Raw genomic sequence first — 15658 nt, forward strand, 5'->3', positions numbered from 1 at the left:
CATTAGGACTTTACAATTTGTATTATTTCTTTAGTAATTCAATATTGGCATTTATCTTTACATATTCGCTAACCAAAAAACCGCCGGCCTCTATTGCGGCATTCCATATCAAGCCATAATCTTTACGATTTATTTTCCCTTTCAATTTTAAACCCGCTTTAGTATTTCCCCAAGGATCAATATTGCTACCGCCATATTTTATTTCCAAAATGGTTGGTTTTGTGATTTCTTTGATAGTCAGTTTACCGATTATTTCAAAAGCTGCATCGCCAATTCTTTTAAATTTAGTGGAATAGAAAGTGATTTTTGGAAATTTTTCAGCATCGAAGAAATCTGCACTTTTTAAGTGAGCATCTCTTTTTTGATCATTGGTATCAATGGAATCAACATTTGCGGTAAAAGAAAATACCGCATTTTCAAAATCTTCTTCTGCCTCAGCAGTTCCGGTTATTTCATTAAATCGTCCTGTAAGAGTAGCAATCTCAAGGTGTTTAATTTTGAAAAGTACTTCTGAATGCGTGGGGTCTATCTCCCATTTTATATTTTCCATGATTCTGTTTTTTGATTTATTGAAATTATCAATAGCTGTATTTGTTAATTGCCTTTATGTTTTTTCGTAATGACTCTTTACAAGTCCATTCGAAAAGATATTGGTCTGAACGTGTTTAAAAGTAATATCGTTATCAAGCAATCCAAACAAGGGAATACCATTTCCTATAAGCATAGGTACTCTTGTGATTATTAGTGTATCCAGTAAATCTTCTTTCAGGAAGCTTTGTATCATTTTTCCACCGTCTACATAGATATTTGAATATCCTTTGTTAGAAAGATAAGGCAGTAGCTCTTTTGGTTCCATCAAGAGAATAGTAACTTTTTCTTTTAGATTATTTGGTATTTCCTTGATTTGTGTGCTTAATACAAAAACCTTTTGCAGATACGGCCAAGAAGGAAAAGTGATTACTTTTTCAAAAGTGCCTCTTCCCATTACTATAGCATCAATCTCGTTAGCAAAGTCTAGGTAGCTTTGGTTAATTTCGGAGTTTTCAAATTGGATTAGCCAATCGATTTCTCCGTCTTTTCGAGCAATAAAACCGTCTAGACTAGTTCCTATATATGCTGTTGTTCTCATCTATTATTATCGAAAATAGCTTCTGAAATTTTACAAATTGGCACAAATAAAAGTTATAAGATCAGGATTTTATTTGTGCCAATTTGTTGTTACTGGTTTATGCAGTTCTTTCTTGAACGGACAACAAGAAAATAGCTAATTAGTACTCTTATTTCTTCTTGTTTTTAGACTCTAGATAAGGGTGTTCCTTTAGTTCTACCAATAGAAATTTTACTGTTGTGGTACCAGCATTTTCTGTTACATGCGGGCGCTCAGGTGCACTGACTCCAGAAGCTCCGGGTTTGAGATCGAATGATTCATTCTTACCGTCTTTGTAGTGAACTATTAATTTTCCGTCGGTAAGTGCATAAAAGAAATGAGCTGGGTGAGTATGCATATCGCTCTTTTCTCCTGGTTGAAGTATGACTTCGGTTGCTCGTAGGAAAGTTGTGTCCGCCAAAACATGGTTCATTTTTGGGTTCACATTTTTCCACTCCTGCGCCTTGGCGCCAAATGATAATAGGAAGAGTATAAATATTCTTCCCAAGGCAATGGATAAATTTCTTTTCATGATTATCTTTCTTTAATGTGTGAGAATTAAAACAACATAAAAACATCAAGTAAAGTTAGCAATTTAAACTCGTTTTTAAATAATTTTAATTGTCTAATCAGCTGTTTTTTAATGTTTTAATTGTTTTGTAGGTTTGAAAGAAAGAAAAATTTGATGTTGTTAATTTTGTTGTAGTAGATAGACTAACAGTTAGGTTTTATTTTAATGATATCTGATTTCAAAATTGAAAACGGATTGAAAACGGATTGAAAACGGGCAACTTTGTATAAAATAAAATTACCCTTTTTATAAAAATTATTGTTTTTTTTACTTTTCTATAGGTAAATCACTAGTTCCCCATTCAGTCCAGGAACCATCGTAAACTGCTTTTGGATTGTCCGAAATCAATTCGGTGGCCAATAAAACAATGCAGGCTGTAATTCCTGAACCGCAGGTAAATAATAAGGGCTGGTCGTTTAGTTTTAGGATTTTTTTTAATTCTTCTGTAGATTTGAATTTGCCGTCTTGCTGCAGTTCGGTGAAAGGTACGTTGATAGAACCAGGAATATGCCCGCTTCTCAATCCGGCTCTTGGCTCTTCGTGAGTTGCGTAGAATCTATCTGAGGATCTGGCGTCCATGAGAACGGCTTTTTTGGTTGTGATATTCTCCAGAACCTGTTCTTTGCTTTTGATTAATTCAGGCTGAAATTTAGCTTCGAAGTCTCCTTTTTGGTAGGCAGTAGTTTGTTGTTGATTTTCTGTTGGATATCCTTCTTTAATCCATTCCGGAAGTCCGCCGTCCAATACAAAAACATTTGAATGCCCCATTGCTTTGAACATCCACCAAGCTCTCGGACTTGAATAGATTCCCAAAGTGTCGTAAACCACAATAGTACTGTTTTTGTTGATGCCTAATTTCTGGCTTTCGGCAGTAAATTGTACTGCAGAAGGGAAAGTGTTTGGTAACGGATTGCTGGTGTCGCTAAAATTATTTTTTATATCAAATAAGCGAGCGCCTTTTATTTGCAAACCAGGATTTTGATTTTCTAAATTCGATTGATTTTGATCCAATCGTGCCTCTAGTATAATTAGATTTGAGTCGTTTAAATGTTCTTGTAGCCAAGATGCGGAAACTATTGGATTTGTCATTTTTTAGCCGTTTGTTTTTGCGATTAATTGTTGTAAAAAAACTTGTCCTTCTTCCCAATATTCCAAATTAGAATCAGAGTTGATGTGTCCTTTTTGACCAACGTTTATAAAATCACTTCCCCAATAAGCGGCTAATTCCCTGGCTCTTTCGAGTGACATGTAAGAGTCGTTTTCGGTTCCAATTACCAGCGATGGAAAGGGAACTGGTTGGGTTGGAATAGGGGAAAAGTGTCTCAGAAAATCGGGTGTATGTTCGGGCGAATCTACATCGGCGGGAGCGACAAGTAATGCGCCTACAATATTTGGATTGTTATTTTGTGCGGCCCAATGCATCACTAGGGAAACTGCCAGACTATGAGCAATTAAAATCGTTGGTGTTTCTATCTTTTGAATAGTTTGGTCAAGTCTGTGAAGCCATTCATGGAGTTGGGGTTCGTCCCAATTGTCTTGAATGACTTTGGTAGAATTGGTGAATTTTTGCAACCAAAAGTTTTGCCAGTGTTTTTCGCCGGAATCACCGAGTCCTGGGATAATTAATAAGTGCGGGGTCATTTTTTACATTATTTTGATGGCATAAAAATACAGAATTTTTATGCGTTGTCGGCATAGCTTCTTATGAAAATCTAAAGTTGTTTTTTTAGCCCTGATGGAAGTGGAAATCCTTGTAAGCCTCGTCTTTTGGGACGAGACTTACAAGATTGAAGCGGACAGCGGGACTGAACTAGATGAAATGCAAAAATGTGTGCTCTAAAAAAAAATCCATCAACTCGAGGCTGATGGATTTTCTATATTTAAATAAACTGCTAGAAATTAAGCGTCCAAATCTACTTTAGTTCTGCTTGCGATTTCTTTGTAAGTTCCGTTTACTAATTTCTCGCGGATCGCTTCAAAAGCAGTAAGCGTTTGAGCAATATCATCAAATGTGTGAGAAGCGGTTGGGATAACACGCAATAAAATCATTCCTTTTGGAATAACTGGATAAATTACAATCGACAAGAAAATACCATAATTTTCTCTTAAGTCGTTCACCATTACCATTGCTTCTGGCACGCTTCCTTCTAAGTAAACTGGTGTAACACAGGTATTAGTGTCGCCAATGTTAAATCCTTTGCTTCTCAAACCATTTTGCAAAGTATTTACGTTTTCCCATAATTTGTCTTTCAATCCTGGGTTATCGCGCAACAATTGTAAACGTTTTAAAGAACCTATAGTTTGAATCATTGGCAATGCTTTGGCAAACATTTGAGAACGCAAGTTGTATTTTAAATAATCGATGATGTCTTTATCAGCAGCTACAAAAGCACCGATATTAGCCATTGATTTTGCAAAAGTCGAAAAGTAAACATCAATTCCGTCTTGACAGCCTTGTTCTTCGCCAGCTCCGGCACCTGTTTTACCAAGTGTTCCAAAACCGTGCGCATCATCTACAAGCAAACGGAAATTGTATTTTTCTTTCATAGCTACAATCTCTTTCAGCTTTCCTTGCTGTCCGCGCATTCCAAAAACACCTTCGGTAATAAACAAGATACCGCCACCAGTTGTTTCTGCCAATTTTGTTGCACGAGCCAAGTTTTTCTCCATGCTTTCGATGTCGTTGTGCTTGTACGTAAAACGTTTTCCGCTATGCAGACGAACACCGTCAATAATACAGGCGTGACCATCCACATCGTAGACAATCACATCATTTCTAGTCACTAAAGCATCAATGATCGATACCATTCCCTGATAACCGAAATTCAATAAATAAGCTGATTCTTTCATTACAAAAGCAGCTAATTCATTCTCTAATTGTTCGTGATATTTAGTGTGACCGCTCATCATACGAGCTCCCATTGGCGCAGCAGCACCATATTCAATCGCTGCATCTGCATCTGCTTTACGCACTTCTGGATGGTTTGCCAGACCCAAATAGTCATTCAAACTCCAGTTCAAAACCTCTTTTCCTTGAAATTTCATTCTTGGTCCTAAGTCTCCTTCTAATTTTGGAAATACAAAATAACCTTCTGCTTGTGAAGCCCATTTTCCTAATGGCCCTTTATTGTTTTGAATTCTTTCAAATAAATCTTTTACCATAATATATATCTGTAGTGCTATTAATTTTAAGAAGTTGCAAAAATAATTATTTATAATGTATTAGCATCTTGAAAGTAAATTTATTTTTTAGGAGCCATTTCCTGCTGTCCATTACAAGCTCTCTGTCATAAACCTTATTTTTCTATTACGCCGGCAGGAGCTTCCTCTGGTCGCTCTGCCAGCACAAGAAAAAATAGGTTTATTCCATCGAGGCTTTCCATTTCCATCAGGGGCTAGGGCAGTTGTTTTCATAATAAACTTTGTATCTTTGAATAAAACTTGTCATTTTAAAATCATGTCACAACCAACTAAAGAATTAAAACTCGCCGTACTCATTGATGCCGACAATGTTCCCTACAGCAATGTCAAAGGAATGATGGAAGAAATTGCCAAGTTCGGAACGCCAACCACCAAACGTATTTATGCCGATTGGACGAAACCAAATGCTAATGGCTGGAAATCAGTTTTGTTAGAACATGCTATTACGCCCATACAGCAATACAGTTACACGGTTGGTAAAAATTCTTCCGATTCAGCTTTGATTATTGATGCTATGGATTTATTGTATTCTGGTAAATTAGACGGGTTTTGCATCGTTTCCAGTGACAGCGATTTTACGCGTCTGGCCATACGGCTTCGGGAATCGGGTATGAAAGTGATAGGAATTGGGGAGCAAAAAACGCCAAAACCTTTTATCAGTGCTTGTGACCGATTTATTTTTATAGAAGTATTAGACGGTGCTATCAAAAAGACAAGAAAAACTACCAACGCCCAAACAAAATTACCAAAACCAGTGGCCACTACTGCTATTACAGGAACTAAAAAAGCTCCTGACCCGAGCAATAGCGAACAGGCGCAGCAAAAAGAAGCTCCAAATAAAATTGACGGCGAAACCATCGAACTCATTGAAGATACTCTTGATGCTATTGGCGATGATGACGGCTGGGCTTTCCTTGGTGATGTGGGTAATCTCATTGTAAAGAAAAAACCCGAATTTGACCCTAGAAATTATGGTTTTTCCAAACTGACCCCCATGCTCAAATCGCTGACAGATATTTTAGAAATAGATGAGAGAGAATCAGATAAAAAAGGAATCAAACATGTTTTTGTGAGGTTGCGATATACGTAATGGGTTCAGAGTAAAAATAAATTAAATCTAATTAACTTTTTAAATTGTTTCAATAAATGAGAAAGCAGTTATTCTTTATCAGTTTTACATTATTACTAATTTCCCTCTGTTTTAATTATTTCCTGAAAACGGGATTTGTTTTTTCGGCGATAATGATAATCCTTATAATTGTTGGCTTTTATAATACCATTCAGCAAAAACATGCTATTTTAAGAAACTTTCCTGTTCTGGGTTATTTCCGCTATTTGTTTGAGATGATTGCTCCCGAGATTCAGCAATACTTCATAGAACGCACTACCGATGGGAAACCATTTTCAAGAAATCAGCGCTCTTTAGTTTATCAAAGAGCCAAAAATATTGATGCGACTTCTCCATTCGGAACCCAATTAGTTTTAAACCAATCAAGTTACGAAGGAATTAAGCATTCTATGTTTCCCGCTGTAGTTAATCATGAATTGCCAAGAGTTCTTGTTGGCGGTCCAGATTGCAAACAGCCGTATTCGGCTTCTTTATTTAATATTTCGGCTATGAGTTTCGGTTCCTTGAGTGAGAATGCAATTGTAGCACTCAACAAAGGCGCACATAAAGGAAATTTTTATCACAATACCGGTGAAGGCGGCCTGACGGAATTTCATCAAAATGGCGCTGATATTACTTGGCAAATCGGGACAGGGTATTTTGGCTGCCGCAATAGCGAAGGTAAATTTGATGCTGAGAAGTTTGCTGAGAAGGCAAATCTCCCCGAAGTAAAAATGATTGAGATAAAATTGTCGCAGGGAGCCAAACCAGGTCACGGAGGAGTGCTTCCTGCACAAAAAAATACCCCGCAAATTGCAAAAATTAGAGGGGTTGAACCTAATATTACAATACTTTCGCCACCTAGCCACAGTGCTTTTTCTGATTGTAAAGAGTTGGTTGAATTTATTGCCCATTTGCGTCAGCTGTCCAATGGGAAACCTATAGGATTTAAACTCTGTATTGGTGATACTTCCGACTTTGAAAATCTTTGCAGTGAAATGATTCATCAAAATTGTTATCCTGATTTCATCACAGTCGATGGTGCCGAAGGAGGAACTGGAGCCGCACCGCTCGAATTTGCCGATGGAGTAGGGATGCCGTTTGAACCCGCTTTGATTTTTGTAAATAAAACCTTGGTTCGATTAGGAATTAGAGATAAAATTAGAGTGATTAGCAGCGGTAAAATAATTTCAGGCTATTCGATATTAAGAGCGATAGCTTTAGGAGCCGATATGTGTAATTCTGCTCGAGGATTTATGTTTTCTTTGGGCTGTATTCAAGCCTTGCGCTGCAATAATAACGAATGTCCTACAGGCGTTGCTACTCAAAATAAAATGCTGATGAAAGGATTGGTTGTAACCGATAAATCCGAAAGAGTGTATCATTTTCATAAAAATACGCTGCACGCTGCGAACGAACTTTTGGCGGCAGCCGGAAAAAATAGTTTTAGCGAAGTTGATATTAATATCTTTATGAGAGGAGATGAGTTTACAAACTTATCAGATGGCTATTTCCCAGATAATTTAACGAATGTAAGCAGTTATTAAACAAAAAAGGAGAGCTTTTCAGGGCTCTCCAATTTTGTAGTTCTGATTTATCATTATCTAACTTATACTTACTATAATTCGGTATAGCTGACTATTGGGATACTTTTTCTAATATTTAAATATTTGTGATATTATATCTCAAGTAATTAATCAAAACCACATTCAAATTTACGCCTTATTTTTTTTAAAATACTGTAAATAAGTATTTTAACTATATTTTAACGTGTTCTTTTATGTTGACGTTTCTTTTGGTTTAATTACTTGAGATATAATATTAAAAGATAAGCTATACCAATACTTTTACTACTATTTTATCCAAATCGTTTTCGCTAATCATAGGAGCATGAACATCTTCTGGGAAAAAGATAACAAACTGATTGGCCTGCAGTTCAAAATAAGTATCAGGTTCATCGTTAAAAAAGCGAACATCTTTCTCTGTATTGTAATCTCCGTTTGGCGAAATGCATTTTGCTCTTGGTTTCCATAAAAAACCTTCGCTCCCGCTGGTACAAAATTGAATGTCAATATTTTTGTCATGGCATTCAAATGTTTCTAGGCTCTTCACTTTGCTTTTTCCTTCTCCTTTGTAGGCAAACATTTTTACTCCCGATTTTTCATCGATTAAACCATCCAAAGCTTCTTTGTCATCTTGCTTTAAATAATCAAAAGCAGTTTTAAATGACGGATGAATCGTTTCGTATCGGGCTGAATTTTCTATAAAATCTATAATCATAATTTCTATTAGATTGGATTAATTGAATGGTAAAAATAATGCAGAATACAGACTTATACAAATAGGTTTTCTTTCATTATGCTATTTAAAAATATAAAATAATTCAATTCTTTCCCCTTCTCCTTGGGAGAGGCTGGGGTGAGGTTAAATAAAAAACTATTTTATATTTCCAATTGGTATTAGTTAATTACAAACCGTATTTTTGACTTTTCATTTTAATATTGCCAATATGAAGATTGTTTTTGCGACCAATAATAAAAATAAAATTAAAGAAATACAAAGCATGCTGCCTCCAAGTATTGAAATTATCAGTCTGGAAAGTATCGGCTGTCATGAGGGTATTCCTGAAACTGCAGATACTATTGAGGGAAATGCTATTATGAAAGCCAATTATGTAACCCAAAAATACGGTTATGATTGCTTCGCCGATGATACAGGCCTCGAAGTAGAAGCTTTAGATGGTGAACCTGGAGTTTTCTCTGCACGATATGCCGGTGAGCAAAAATCGTCTGAAGATAATATGGATAAATTACTTTTGAATTTAAAAAATATAAGCGATAGAGATGCCCATTTTAAGACTGTTATTGCTTTAAATTTAAAAGGAGAACAATATCTTTTTGCTGGAATTGCCCGTGGTACAATCACTTTGGATAAAAAAGGAGATCAGGGTTTTGGTTATGATCCAATCTTTAAACCTGAGGGTTTTCAAGAAACTTTTGCACAGCTTTCATTAGAAACAAAAAATGCCATAAGTCATCGTGGTAAAGCTACTCAAGAGCTAATTGCTTTTTTAAATCAAGGTTCCGACTAGTTATTGTTAATTATTATTAAACTATATTCTTAAGTAATTTTTAACCGAATGATAGTTACAATAAAATATATTATATTTGAAATACGTTATACCTTTTCACACAAATAATTCAGTATGCTCAATATCAAAAAAGTATTTTTAGCCTCCCTTTTTTTATTTCCAATAGCTCAGTATGGTCAGCATACCGATGAGATAAATTCAAATAGACCTGGAGAATCTATGTCGGCATTTGCTGTAGGAAAAACAGTTTTACAGGTAGAAACTGGAGTATTTGGCATTCAGGAAAATCATAGCTTGTTGAGATATGATGCCTATGGTTTTGGAATTGATTTGGAAATGCGGTATGGAGCATTTCTGGAAAATTTAGAATTTATTGCTGATACTCAATATGTAATCGAAACTTTTAATTATCCTATGAATACTGTGGATAAATCTGATTTTAAACAGTCAGTTTTAGGAGCCAAATATTTGCTCTATGACCCTAATAAGGGCTATAAAAGAGAAGCAAATATTTACAGTTGGAAAGCGAACCATAAATTCAATTGGCACCAAGTTATTCCTGCAGTTGCTGTTTTTGCCGGAGCCAATTTTACGGCCAAGAATAATCCTTTTTATTTTTCTCCGGATTCTGAAATCTCTCCAAAAATTGCTTTGATTTTACAGAATCATTTAGGTGATGGCTCATGGGTTTTTGTAACCAATATTATTTACAATTATATTGCAACAGATTATCCTAGCTTGAGTTATATTTTGACCTTGACTAAGGGAATTAATAAAAAATGGTCTGCTTTTGTTGAAAATCAAGGAATAAAAAGTGATTTTTACAGTGATGCCATCGTTCGTGGCGGTGCTGCTTATTTAATTAACAGAAACCTTCAGGTAGATGCTTCAATAAGCGGTAATTTTAAAGATACTCCTTCTGTGTTTTACGGAGGGATAGGAGTATCGTGGCGATATGACGCACATTACAAAGATGTATATCTTTTGACAAAAGGGGATGCCGCTGCTGATAAAATGGCTAAAAAAACCAACACTCAAGAAGGATTTAAAAAATCGAAAAAATAAAATAATTTTCCATAAAAGTATCAATGATTAACATACAAGAAGCCAAGACTAAAAACGAGTTAACAGAATTTGTAAAATTTCCTTTTTCTTTATACAAAGGAAATCCATATTGGGTTCCACCAATAATTTCAGATGAATTGGCCACGTTTGATAAAACTAAAAATCCTGCTTTTAATAGTGCTGAAGCTACTTTTTATCTGGCGTACAGGAATAATGCTGTTGTTGGCAGAATTGCAGTAATTATCAATTGGGATGAGGTAAATCAGCAGCAAAAAAAGAAAGTGCGTTTTGGCTGGTTTGATGTTATCGACGACATTGAAGTGACTAAAGCGCTGTTGGAAAAAGTATATGAAATGGGCCAAAAAAACAATCTGGAATATGCTGAGGGTCCAATGGGATTTTCAAATCTGGACAAAGTGGGTGTTTTAACTGAAGGTTTTGATGAATTAGGAACCATGATTACATGGTATAATCATCCTTATTACGCGGCACATTTTGAAAAATTAGGGTACATAACGGAGAAGGAATATATGGAGAATAAATTCCCATTTGCGAATGCGAAACCTGAGTTTTTTGAGAAAGTGAATGAACTGGTTAAAAAAAGATACCAGCTTAAACCGATTAATTTTAAATCAACCAAGGATGTGATGCCTTATGTAGACAAAATGTTTGATTTGTTTAATGAATCGTATGCTAGTTTGTCTTCATTTGTTGCGATATCGGATGTTCAAAAAGAATATTTCAAAAAAAAATACATCAGTTTCATCAATCCCGAATACATAAAATATGTTGAGGACAAGGATGGAAATCTTGTGGCTTTTGGGATTGTGATGCCTAGTTTTTCAGAAGCGCTTCAAAAAGCCAATGGGAAATTATTTCCTTTCGGTTTTTTGCATTTATTGAAGGCAAGACGCAATAGCAAAGATGTTGTTTTTTATCTTATTGGTGTGCGTCCCGATTATCAGAACAAAGGGGTAACCGCAGTGATTTTTAATGAATACTACAAAACGTTTACCGAAAAAGGAATAGAGTACTGTTATAGAACACCCGAATTATCAGATAATTTGGCTATTCAATTGATTTGGAAAAATTTTAATCCTGTGGTTCATTGCCGCAGAAAAACGTTTAGGAAATCACTGTAAAGCATTCGTTTAAAAAAGAAACCTCTTCATGCAATTTATATGAAGAGGTTTTTAAGCTTAATATGCCACACCTTTTTTAGTTGACATGAACATCACTCCATTTTTCAGCTAGTTTGTTGAGGTTAGCTTTCATCAAATCATCAGGTGTCATTGCAATTCTGATTTCGCAATGTGCTTCAAAATTTAAAAACCAAGGTTCGCAAATAGCGGGAATTGCTGAGGAATCTGGAATATTAACAATCATAACTGCACCTCTGTTTCCTTCTTGTTCAGAAAAATAAATGCTTTCTGGTTTGATATCATCAATAACGCGACCAATGATTTCGCCAGCTGTACCATTTCTAACCATTGAGTTGAAAGGCTCAATAGGAAAGATAACATTAATTAACATTTTCATTGTGACTGGATTTAAAGTTAATACTTCTAAAGGTACAAAATAATCACATTAAAAATATATGTAAATAACTGATAGTCAATATTTTTTGTTTGAATTTTAATTAGGGTATTTTCTTGTTTTTTAATTTTAAAAGCCAAAATGGGGCTTTTGATTCTTATAGATATAATTTTTTTTGCTTGTTTTAAAGCATAAAAAAAGTCCAAAGAATCACATGATTTTTGGACTTTTTTAATAAGTTTTCTTTAATTAAATATCATCAAATTCGATATCGGTAAAACTGGAAGTGTTTGGCACACTGTCTTCGTCTGTTTTGTCTAAAGCATATTCTTTTTTGAAATCTTTTTGGTGTCTTTCGGAGATTACTTCTTCACCTTTGTGGTTTAAAACGTAAGAAGTCATGTCTTCTAAAATTTCTGAAAATGCAGTAAAATCTTCTTTGTATAAATAGATTTTATGCTTTTTAAAATGAAAAGAACCGTCTTCTTCTGTGAATTTTTTACTTTCGGTAATTGTAATATAATAATCATCAGCTTTAGTAGCTCTAACATCAAAGAAATAGGTTCTCCTTCCAGCTCTTAAAACTTTTGAGAATATTTCTTCTTTTTCTAACATATCATTTTCTCTCATAATCTTTTCGTCATTTTTTATTTAATAGCAATCAAAAATCTTAAAAATATATGTATTATCCAACAATTAAAGCAATTCTTTTTCTGAAAGTTGCTTTAAATGGAGTGCTGCATAATACCCGTTTAGGTTTATTAATTGATTATGAGAGCCTTGTTCGATTATCTTGCCTTCTTCAAGAATTATGATTTTATCGGCATTCTTGGCCGAGGATACCCTGTGGCTCACAATAATGGTTGTTTTGTTCCTGCATATTTCGTACAGATTGTTCAGAATCGCTTCTTCGGTCTCGGTATCAACTGCCGATAAGCAATCGTCAAAAAGTAAAATTGGCGGATTTTTTATAATGGCTCTTGCGATAGAGACACGCTGTTTCTGACCGCCTGACAGCGTAATTCCTCTTTCTCCTAATATCGTTTCATATCCATTCTTGAAGCCGATAATATTATCATGAACAACCGCACTTTTTGCTGCGGCTTCTATTTCGTGATCGGCAGCATTTTCTTTTCCAAACTTAATATTGTTTTTGATCGTATCTGAAAATAAAAAAGCATCTTGTGGTACAGCGCCAATGCTATTTCGCAAATCGAATAGGTTGATCTGACTGATTTCATTATTATCAATCAATATTTGGCCATTTGTGACATCGTAAAGTCTGGAAAGCAATGCTAAAATTGTAGATTTACCAGAACCTGTTTTTCCTAAAATTGCCAATGTTTCTCCTTTGTTTACTGTAAAAGTCACGTTTTGAAGTGCTTTTATATTAGTGTCTTCATAAGTAAAACTTACATTATTGAATGCAATACTTCCTTCAATTTTGGAATGATTGGGATTCTTATTTTGTATTTCGGGTGTTATTTTTAGAAATTCATTGAGTCTTTTTTGCGAAGCTTCTGCTTCTTGAACCATAGAGGAAACCCAGCCCAATGAGGCAACAGGCCAAGTCAGCATATTGACATACAATATGAATTCAGCAATAGTTCCTATGCTTTTGATGGTGCCGTTTATGTACATTAAACCTCCAAAGTAAATGACAACTAAGTTGCTTACTCCAATCAAAGCAATCATTAATGGACCAAAAAGCGCTTGTACTTTGGCTAGGCTTAAACTTTTGCTTTTGCTTTCGTTGGCTAAGTCGGCAATGTTTTCTTGATGCTGATTCTCTAATGAATAGGCCTTTATAACTCTGATTCCAGAGAAAACTTCTTGAGTATAACTGGATATTTTGGATAAATACTGCTGAAAAGTGGTAGACCTTTTATTGATTTCAGAACTTAGTTTGAAAATACAATACGATAAGATAGGTAAGGGCAATATTGTGTATAAAGTTAACCTTGGCGAAACATTGTACATATATCCAATCACGATAGCAAAGCGGATAAAGGTGTTTATGGAGTACATTACCGCAGGACCAACGTACATTCTTACTTTGGAGACATCTTCACTAATACGGTTCATTAAATCCCCTGTTCTGTTCTGTTTGTAAAAGTTTTGAGAAAGCTTTTCGTATTGATGAAAGACTTCATTTTTTAAATCAAATTCTATGTGGCGTGACATTACAATTAGAGTCTGCCTCATCAGGAAAGTCAAAAAACCAGCAACTATTGTGGTAGCAATTATTAATAAAATATTGGAAATCAATTGGTGGCTTATAATACTGGAGTCAGCTGAGCCACTTTTAGAAAAGGCTTCTATTTCATTAAATGATTTACTAATGAGCTTTGGAGTAAATAATGAAAATATTTGTGCGATTATTGTGATAAATATACCTAGTGAAAAGCTGAATTTGTATTTGATAAAATATTTATTTAAATAGCTTAATTCTTTCATATTATGAGGATTCAGTATTGAATTGTTTGTGTTCTTTATTTAATGCTTAAATTTTAACAATTGTATTAAAATAAATATTTTCAAGTATTATTAATAAATATTTATTTTTAAATAATTTTATTGCTATATGTTTATTTTTTATGTATGTTTGAAGTATCTTTTTGATAAATTCGTATTTTTTAACTAATAAAAATAGTATTATGAATGCTACTGTTACAACTGTGAAAGAACTTCAAAAAATGGATCCTGTTTTCGGACAATTGTCTTTTAATGATCATGAGCAAATTGTTTTTTGCAATGACAAAGATACAGGATTAAAAGCAATTATAGGTATTCATAATTCAGTTATGGGGCCAGCTTTAGGGGGAACGCGTATGTTTAATTATGCTAATGAATGGGAAGCTTTGAATGATGTTTTGCGTCTTTCCAGAGGAATGACATATAAAGCCGCTATTACAGGATTGAATATTGGTGGAGGAAAAGCAGTAATTATCGGTGACGCCAAAACTCAAAAAACACCTGAATTGATGCGTAAATTTGGTGAGTTTGTACATTCATTAAGCGGAAGATATATTACAGCCGAAGATGTCGGAATGGAAACATCCGATATGGATTTAGTAAGAGATGTAACGCCTTATGTAACTGGTATTTCTGAAGAAAGAGGAGGATCTGGAAATCCATCTCCTGTTACAGCTTTTGGGGTTTACATGGGGATGAAAGCGGCGGTTAAACAACAATTTGGTTCAGATAAATTAGAAGGTAAAAAAATATTGGTTCAAGGAATTGGACACGTAGGGGAAACTTTAGTTGAGTATTTGACAAAAGAAGGAGCGCAAGTTTTCATTGCAGATATCAATGAAGAAAAATTATATCAGGTGGCTTCTAAGTATAACGCTCAAGTATTTACCGGAGATGATTTGTATAGTGCCGATGTTGATATTTATGCGCCTTGCGCGATGGGGGCAACAATCAATGATGCTACCGTAAATAAAATAAAAGCAAAAGTGATTGCTGGTGCTGCTAATAATCAATTGGCAAACGAGAATACACATGGTTTAATCCTGCAGGAAAGAGGTATTCTTTATGCTCCGGATTTCTTGATTAATGCGGGTGGAATTATCAATGTTTATGCAGAGCTGGCTCATTATGGCAAAGAGGAGATCATGCGCAAAACCGAAAATATCTATAACACAACGTTAGAAATTTTTGATTATGCTATTGCAAATGGCGTTACAACACATCAAGCTGCTTTGACCATTGCCCAAAATCGTATTGATTTAAGAAAAATAGAAAACAGTAAAAAATAGTTTGTCGTTTTAAGCTTACAGTGATCAGTTTTTTAATGTTCAGTTTTCTTGAATGAGTTAACTCAATGCTAAAAAGCTGATCATTTTTTTTAGAATTAAATTTCTTTTTGAAAGTTTAAATGCTGATGGCTAAATAGCTGATCACTGATTACTTTTTTTAAATAAAGCAGCTATA

Annotated in this window: 16 protein-coding genes; 6 read left to right on the plus strand and 10 right to left on the minus strand. The window is 34.7% G+C overall.

Translation table 11 applies throughout. From position 1 onward, the window contains the following. Positions 1-22 precede the first annotated feature (22 nt). The 6 genes from AC1DVP_RS00370 to capB all read right to left on the minus strand — a co-directional run bounded on the left by AC1DVP_RS00370 (position 23) and on the right by capB (position 4880). Complete coding sequence (locus AC1DVP_RS00370; protein WP_477181569.1) at positions 23-550, minus strand: YceI family protein; 528 nt, start codon at positions 548-550, stop codon at positions 23-25. 54 nt (positions 551-604) lie between these two features. Continuing rightward, positions 605-1129 (minus strand): dihydrofolate reductase family protein, encoded by a 525-nt coding sequence (locus tag AC1DVP_RS00375; protein ID WP_477181570.1) that lies wholly within the window; start codon positions 1127-1129, stop codon positions 605-607. A 148-nt stretch (positions 1130-1277) separates the two neighbouring features. After that, positions 1278-1679: a cupin domain-containing protein gene (locus tag AC1DVP_RS00380; protein WP_477181571.1), complete on the minus strand. Its 402-nt coding sequence runs from the start codon at positions 1677-1679 to the stop codon at positions 1278-1280. A 306-nt stretch (positions 1680-1985) separates the two neighbouring features. After that, positions 1986-2807, minus strand: a complete 822-nt coding sequence (locus AC1DVP_RS00385) for a sulfurtransferase (protein WP_477181572.1) — start codon at positions 2805-2807, stop codon at positions 1986-1988. Between the two features lie 3 nt (positions 2808-2810). Continuing rightward, a complete protein-coding gene (locus AC1DVP_RS00390) occupies positions 2811-3359 on the minus strand; it encodes an RBBP9/YdeN family alpha/beta hydrolase (RefSeq protein WP_477181573.1) in 549 nt (182 codons plus the stop codon). A 258-nt stretch (positions 3360-3617) separates the two neighbouring features. Further along, positions 3618-4880, minus strand: a complete 1263-nt coding sequence (gene capB, locus AC1DVP_RS00395) for a cysteate-C-fatty acyltransferase (RefSeq protein ID WP_477181574.1) — start codon at positions 4878-4880, stop codon at positions 3618-3620. A 295-nt stretch (positions 4881-5175) separates the two neighbouring features. Between capB and AC1DVP_RS00400 the strand changes: the two genes are divergently transcribed. Together AC1DVP_RS00400 and AC1DVP_RS00405 are read left to right on the plus strand one after the other, a co-directional pair. After that, the gene (locus AC1DVP_RS00400; protein ID WP_477181575.1) at positions 5176-6009 is read left to right on the plus strand and encodes an NYN domain-containing protein; all 834 of its coding nucleotides are present in this window, start codon (positions 5176-5178) and stop codon (positions 6007-6009) included. A 56-nt stretch (positions 6010-6065) separates the two neighbouring features. Beyond that, positions 6066-7574, plus strand: a complete 1509-nt coding sequence (locus AC1DVP_RS00405; protein WP_477181576.1) for an FMN-binding glutamate synthase family protein — start codon at positions 6066-6068, stop codon at positions 7572-7574. A gap of 286 nt (positions 7575-7860) precedes the next feature. Here the strand turns inward: AC1DVP_RS00405 and AC1DVP_RS00410 are convergent, their stop codons facing one another. Further along, on the minus strand, positions 7861-8307 hold the full coding sequence (locus AC1DVP_RS00410) for a NanQ anomerase/TabA/YiaL family protein (RefSeq protein WP_477181577.1): 447 nt from the start codon (positions 8305-8307) through the stop codon (positions 7861-7863). A 229-nt stretch (positions 8308-8536) separates the two neighbouring features. Between AC1DVP_RS00410 and AC1DVP_RS00415 the strand changes: the two genes are divergently transcribed. From AC1DVP_RS00415 to AC1DVP_RS00425, 3 genes are all read left to right on the plus strand, one after another. Beyond that, entirely contained in the window at positions 8537-9118 is a 582-nt protein-coding gene (locus AC1DVP_RS00415) for a non-canonical purine NTP diphosphatase (RefSeq protein ID WP_477181578.1), read from the plus strand. A gap of 114 nt (positions 9119-9232) precedes the next feature. Further along, positions 9233-10183 (plus strand): transporter, encoded by a 951-nt coding sequence (locus AC1DVP_RS00420; protein WP_477181579.1) that lies wholly within the window; start codon positions 9233-9235, stop codon positions 10181-10183. A 23-nt stretch (positions 10184-10206) separates the two neighbouring features. Further along, positions 10207-11325: a GTP cyclohydrolase gene (locus tag AC1DVP_RS00425; protein ID WP_477181580.1), complete on the plus strand. Its 1119-nt coding sequence runs from the start codon at positions 10207-10209 to the stop codon at positions 11323-11325. A 76-nt stretch (positions 11326-11401) separates the two neighbouring features. On the opposite strand, the gene AC1DVP_RS00430 is transcribed toward AC1DVP_RS00425, so the two are convergent. The 3 genes from AC1DVP_RS00430 to AC1DVP_RS00440 all read right to left on the minus strand — a co-directional run bounded on the left by AC1DVP_RS00430 (position 11402) and on the right by AC1DVP_RS00440 (position 14176). After that, entirely contained in the window at positions 11402-11722 is a 321-nt protein-coding gene (locus tag AC1DVP_RS00430) for a panthothenate synthetase (protein WP_100431541.1), read from the minus strand. 246 nt (positions 11723-11968) lie between these two features. Beyond that, on the minus strand, positions 11969-12349 hold the full coding sequence (locus AC1DVP_RS00435) for a PUR family DNA/RNA-binding protein (protein ID WP_477181581.1): 381 nt from the start codon (positions 12347-12349) through the stop codon (positions 11969-11971). Between the two features lie 66 nt (positions 12350-12415). Then, complete coding sequence (locus AC1DVP_RS00440; RefSeq protein ID WP_477181582.1) at positions 12416-14176, minus strand: ABC transporter ATP-binding protein; 1761 nt, start codon at positions 14174-14176, stop codon at positions 12416-12418. A 200-nt stretch (positions 14177-14376) separates the two neighbouring features. Here AC1DVP_RS00440 and AC1DVP_RS00445 point away from each other — a divergent pair, with 200 nt between their 5' ends. Beyond that, positions 14377-15483, plus strand: coding sequence for a Glu/Leu/Phe/Val family dehydrogenase (locus tag AC1DVP_RS00445; RefSeq protein WP_477181583.1), 1107 nt, complete (start codon positions 14377-14379; stop codon positions 15481-15483). Positions 15484-15658 lie beyond the last annotated feature (175 nt).

This window comes from Flavobacterium sp. P3_A6, from assembly GCF_056403035.1.